This is a genomic window from Streptomyces sp. NPDC004561, assembly GCF_053602155.1.
In genome coordinates, this window is record NZ_JBSGDB010000558.1 from 1 (window position 1) to 5,326 (window position 5,326).

General features: G+C 75.5%; 4 protein-coding genes. 2 read left to right on the forward strand and 2 right to left on the reverse strand.

Annotated features, from left to right (window positions below):
- Nucleotides 1–5: 5 nt before the first annotated feature.
- Together ACWEN3_RS40645 and ACWEN3_RS40650 are read right to left on the reverse strand one after the other, a co-directional pair.
- A complete protein-coding gene (locus tag ACWEN3_RS40645) occupies nt 6–1,361 on the reverse strand; it encodes a hypothetical protein (protein ID WP_452982008.1) in 1,356 nt (451 codons plus the stop codon).
- 1,195 nt (nt 1,362–2,556) lie between these two features.
- Complete coding sequence (locus tag ACWEN3_RS40650) at nt 2,557–2,988, reverse strand: BlaI/MecI/CopY family transcriptional regulator (RefSeq protein WP_452982010.1); 432 nt, start codon at nt 2,986–2,988, stop codon at nt 2,557–2,559.
- A 138-nt stretch (nt 2,989–3,126) separates the two neighbouring features.
- Here ACWEN3_RS40650 and ACWEN3_RS40655 point away from each other — a divergent pair, with 138 nt between their 5' ends.
- A complete protein-coding gene (locus ACWEN3_RS40655; protein WP_452982013.1) occupies nt 3,127–4,518 on the forward strand; it encodes a glycosyltransferase in 1,392 nt (463 codons plus the stop codon).
- Nucleotides 4,515–5,267, forward strand: coding sequence for a polysaccharide deacetylase family protein (locus tag ACWEN3_RS40660; protein ID WP_452982016.1), 753 nt, complete (start codon nt 4,515–4,517; stop codon nt 5,265–5,267). Before ACWEN3_RS40655 ends, ACWEN3_RS40660 begins: the two co-directional genes overlap by 4 nt.
- Nucleotides 5,268–5,326 lie beyond the last annotated feature (59 nt).

A 5,326-nucleotide genomic window follows, 5' to 3' on the forward strand; every position in this document is an offset into this window, starting at 1 on the left:
CGGCGTCACCAGCCGTGGCCGCCGCCGTTGTGGCACAGGGCCAGGACGGCGGTGGCCACGACGAGTGCCTGGGTGAGGCGGAGGTGGCGGAACAGCGCCGCCAGCGCGAAGGCGAGAGCCGCGTACCACGGCATCGACCACGGCGCCGTGAGGATCCAGGCGAAGGCGAGCGCGAACGGAACGGTGACGACGGCGGGGGCGTGCGCGGGGACGTGCCGGTGCAGCGCCAGGGCGAGCCCCAGCATCAGCACGGGCCACAGGATGCCGACGCTCGCCGCGGCCGCGCCGGGACCGACGAGGGCGGTCGCGAAGTGATCGAACACGGCCCACAGCGAAGGTCTGGACACCATGTGCGAGGCGGCGGTCAGCGGATCGAGGGCGTGCAGACCGTACATGGCGTAGAGGGCGCTCAGCGTCAGCACGGCCGCGACCGCGACTCGGACCGCCCGCTGCCAGGCGCCGCGGCGCAGCATCGGCCACACCAGCCCGACGCCGACCAGAGCGGCACTGATCTTGACGCCGCAGGCGAGGCCGGCCAGTCCGCCGATGGCCAGGTCCTCGTGCCATCCGCTCGCCCGGCGCGCCAACCGGACGGCGCAGACGGCCAGGGCGGCCACCACCGTGTCCAGGTGTCCGCCGCCGACCAGGACGCCGATCAGCAGCGGATTGGCGGTCCAGAGCAGCGTCGCCCGGACCGGGTCGTCGGCGGCGCGCATCAACAGGTAGCCGGCGCCGAGGAACGCGGCCGCGTTGGCGATCATCAGCGCCCATACCGTCAGCCAGGGCTGGTCACCGCCGACGAACGCGGCGGCGGCCTGCCACCAGGTGGCCAGCGGCCCGTACACCGACGGGGTGTTCCCCCACGCGTCGCTGACCAGATGGGCGTAGGCGCCGCCGAGTTGGGCCGGGGTCGTCACATACGGATCGCCGCCCAGAGCGGCGATCCGGCCGTAGGCGGCGTAACTGGCCGTGTCGGAGGAGCCGATCGGGGTGAGATCCGCGACCAGGAGCACCGCGAGCACACCGGCCCGGAACAGGGTGCGGGGGTCGGGCTTCCAGCCTCGGCTGTGGGCGTTGAGCAGTCCGAGCGTGCCGACGCAGGACAGCACGATCGCGACGGACGTGGCCACCTCGGAGACGACGCCGGACATGGCAGGCAGCTGCAGCAGGGTGACAGGCGCCCTGAGCGTGTTGTGGTTGGGCGCGCTCGCACCGACCAGCCCGAACAGGAGGACGCCCGCCCCGGCCATCCACAGGGCCGCCCGCGGCGGGGGCTGTGCGTCGGCCGTCCGGGCCGTGTGTGCGACGGTCCTGCTCCGGCCCGCGGGCCGCAGGACCCATTCCTCGTTGTCGGTGGTCAAGGTCCGCCTCTGGGTCGTACTCGGGTCATGGCTCTTGCGCGCGGACATCCCTGTGACCGCCCCCCTTGCCGTGGCACGCGCCGCGGCGGCTCAGCGAACGGTCCCCGCGACGCGGAGGTGTGACGACCTCCCGCGGGCCGGGCGCGTGGCCCTCGCCACCGAACGGCCCCGCGGCCGTCGCCGCCACACCGTCGCCACAGGCGACGAGCCGGTTCTTCGGTTCTCTGCCGGCCGCCCGGCCGGTGACGGTCTTCGCACCCCCGCCTCCCTTCCGCCGTGTGCCGATGCTCCGAGCGCGCGCGGTCGGCGCCGGCGTCCACCGCCCACTGTGCCCACTGGGCGCTGCCCACCGTGCGAGCGCTGTCCGATGCGGCGCTGGCCCGGCCGGCACAGCACACCGCCGGCAGCGGGCCACCCGCCACAAGAGGCGGTCTCCGGCGTGCGGGAGGCGGCGCCGGCAGGCCCCGCACCCGCTCCGGCACCGCCCCACCGGCCTGGGCCGGGACGGCGGCAGGCGGCACGGTGGCCGATGCGAGAGCCGCGCCCGACGACGTGAGCGACGCCCCTGCGGTCGCCGACATGCTCATCGACACGCTCGGCGGCCCCCTCGTCGGCCCGGCACTCCAGGGCGAAGCCGCCGACGACGGCCGGCGACGGGAGCCGAGGTTTCGAGGCCGTCGAGCGCCGCCACGCGCTCTGCGAGAGGCGGTAGCCGCCCCGCAGATGCGCCCGCTCGTGAGCGAACAGGGCCTCGCGCCCGTCGTCGCCGAGACAGCGCAGCATCCCCAGGGAGTCCGTGGTCCGTCCCGGAACGCCGGGCAGCGCGAAGGCCAGTCGGAGACCGTCGTCCACCACCGCCGGCTCCGCGTCTCCCGGAAGGCGGGCGCACCTCCGCCGCGCCCGCGCGAGACGACGGGCCTGCCGTACGGCGGCCACGGCCGGCGGGACGACGCCGACGAGCAGCGTCAGGGCACTCACTGCCGCGACGACGCGGTACACCGGGTCCAACGCGGTCGCGGACCAGCGGCCCTCGGCGGCGACCTGCGCGACCTGCGCCAGGCCGGTGGAAGCCGACAGAGCGAGCGCCCCCGCCCGGGCGCCGCGACGCGGGGGCAGCCGACGCGCGAGCCGGGGCCCGAGCACGGCGAGCGCAGCGGTGACGGCGAGGGGGACGTACACGCTGACCGGCATCGGCTCACCACGTCCCGCGGGAGCGCTCGCCCTCGGCGGGTGTCTCGTCGTGCCCGGCCAGCAGCTGGTGCAGCAGGTGCTCGTCCTGCGCCGACAGTTCGGACACGAAGCGGGCCAGCACCGCTTCGCGGTCGGAGCCCCCCTCGAGCAGGGAGTGCATACGATGGGCGGTGTGGGACGCCTCGTCGCGGGCCGGTTCGTAGGCATAGCCGCGGCCCTCGCGGTGCCGTACGAGCATGCCCTTCTCATGAAGCCTGGTCAGGATGGTCAACACGGTCGTGTAGGCCAGGTCGCCCGGCAACTCCTCCCGGGCCTGGCGTGCCGTCAGAGGCCCGTCGGCGGCCCAGAGCGCGGCGAGCACATCGCTCTCCAGCTCACCGCGCGCCCGCCTGCCGGCCGCCCCTTGGGTCTGCTCGTGCCTCCGGTCCGCCACCATCCGCCTTCTTTCGTTCCGCGTCCGTACAGGCTACCCAGCAGCCAACTACTAGATGTAGGAGGTATGCTCCGGACTTCAAACCTCGGACTACTACATCTCGTAGAGTTTCGTCGCTCCCCTCATGTGCGGAGGAAGCCCATGCCCCACGCCGGACACACGGCGCCCGGACTCGTCCTCGCGGGCGCGATTCCGCAGCAGCGGGGCACGGCGCCCCGCGCGGGCAGGATCACCGTCGTCTCCGCCAGCGTCGGAGCCGGTCACGACGGCGCGGCCGCCGAACTCGCCCGGCGCCTCAGGGCGGACGGCTTCACGGTCGACCGGTTCGACCTGCTGGATCTGCTGCCGGCCCGCATCGGCCGTGCCGTCCAGGAGGGCTACCACCGGCTGCTCGTCCGTGCCCCGTGGGCGTACCAGCGGATCTACTCCAGCACCGAGCGCGCCGGGGGCGGCGGCCCGATCGCGCGGGCGCTGCTGCGCACGGCCGAGGACCGGGTGCTGCGCGCCCTCCCCCCGGGCACGGGAGCGGTCGTCTCCACCTACCCGGGGGCCAGCCGGGTCCTGGGCAACCTGCGTCTGAAGCGGCGGCTGAACGTTCCCGTCCTGACGTATCTGACCGACTTCTCGGTCCATCCGCTGTGGGTCGCGGACGGCGTCGACGTCCATCTGGCCGCCCACGCCGTACCCGCCGCCCAGGCGCGGACCGCCGGAGCGCGGGACGTGCGGGTGTGCGGCCCGGTCACCGACCCCCGGTTCCGCCCCTGCGACACGGAGCGGCGGGCCCGGGCACGCGCGGCGTTCGGGCTGCCCGAGCAGGCCCCGCTCGCCCTTCTGGTCGCGGGGTCGTGGGGCGTCGGACCGGTCCGCCAGGTGGCTCGGGAACTGCGGGACTGCGGCGCCGCCGTTCCGGTCGTCGTGTGCGGCCGGAACGAGGCCCTGGCCGAGCAACTGCGCGCCGACGGCATCGAGTACGCCTACGGCTGGGTCGACGACATGCCCGGCCTGATGCACGCCGCGGACGTCCTCGTGCAGAACGCCGGCGGGCTCACCTCGCTGGAGGCGTTCGCCTCGGGCCTGCCCGTCGCCAGTTACCGCTGCATCCCGGGGCACGGGCTGACCAACGCGGCCGCCCTGGACGAGGCCGGCGCGGCCGTGTGGATCCGTGACGCGGGCGACCTCAAGGCGGCCCTGTGCGACCTGATCGACGGTCCGCTCGGCGCGCGGCAGCGCGCGGCCGGCCTCGACCTGTTCGCCCGGACTCCGGACGGCGGCCCGGCGGCCGAGATCGCCCGCGTGCACCGAGCGGGTCTCCCGGACGCCGACCGGAAGCCCCCGACGCCGCGACGGCGGCGCGGTCCGCGCCGGCTCGCCGCCACCGCCGCGGTCGCGTCCGCCGTGTGGGCGTGCGCCGTCGGCACCGGGATGGCGACGACGTACGACGGTCCCGGCCTCATACACGCCATCGGCAACGGCCTCGACCTGGACGGCCTCTCGGGCCACCACGCCCACCCGCAGGGGGATCACCACTCGTGAACGTCGCCCGGACGCTTCGCTCGGCCGCCGTCGCGGCCGTACCCGCCGTCGCCGCCGCCCATGCGGTCCCCGTGATCTCCACCTTCGGGCCGCTGCGCAACCGCCTGATGCCCCGGCTGTCGGGCCGGGGCCGCCCCGACCACGTGGCCCTGACCTTCGACGACGGGCCCGATCCCCTCTCCACCCCGCACTTCCTGCGGCTGCTCGCCCGCCGCCGGGTGCACGCCACGTTCTTCCTGCTGGGCAGCGAGGCGCGCCGCTCCCCCGCCCTGGTCCGGGAGATCGCCGCCGCCGGCCACGAGATCGGCATCCACGGCTGGCTGCACCGCCCGCTGCTGCTGCGCGGCCCGCGCGCCACCCTCGACGACTTCGCCCGGGCCCGCGACCTCGTCGCCGACCTCACCGGAGAGCAGCCCACGCTCTTCCGGCCGCCGTACGGCGTCATGTCGACCGCGGCCCACCTGGCGGCCCGCCGCCTGGGGCTCACGCCGGTGCTGTGGACCGCCTGGGGAGAGGACTGGACCGCACGCGCCACCCCGGAGTCCGTGCACCGCACCGTCACGGCCGACCTGGACGGCGGTGGCACGATCCTCCTGCACGACTCCGACTGCACCTCCGCCCCCGGCGCCTGGCGCTCGGCCCTCGGCGCGCTGCCCCGGATCCTCGAGACCTGCGAGGAGCGGGGCTACGAGGTAGGGCGGCTGCGTGACCACGGCTGGCCGCGGCGGGGCGCGGTGCGTGCCGTGTGACCCCACCGCCGCACCTCGCGTGAAGGTGCCCGACGGCCGGTCGCCGCCGCCCGTGCGGC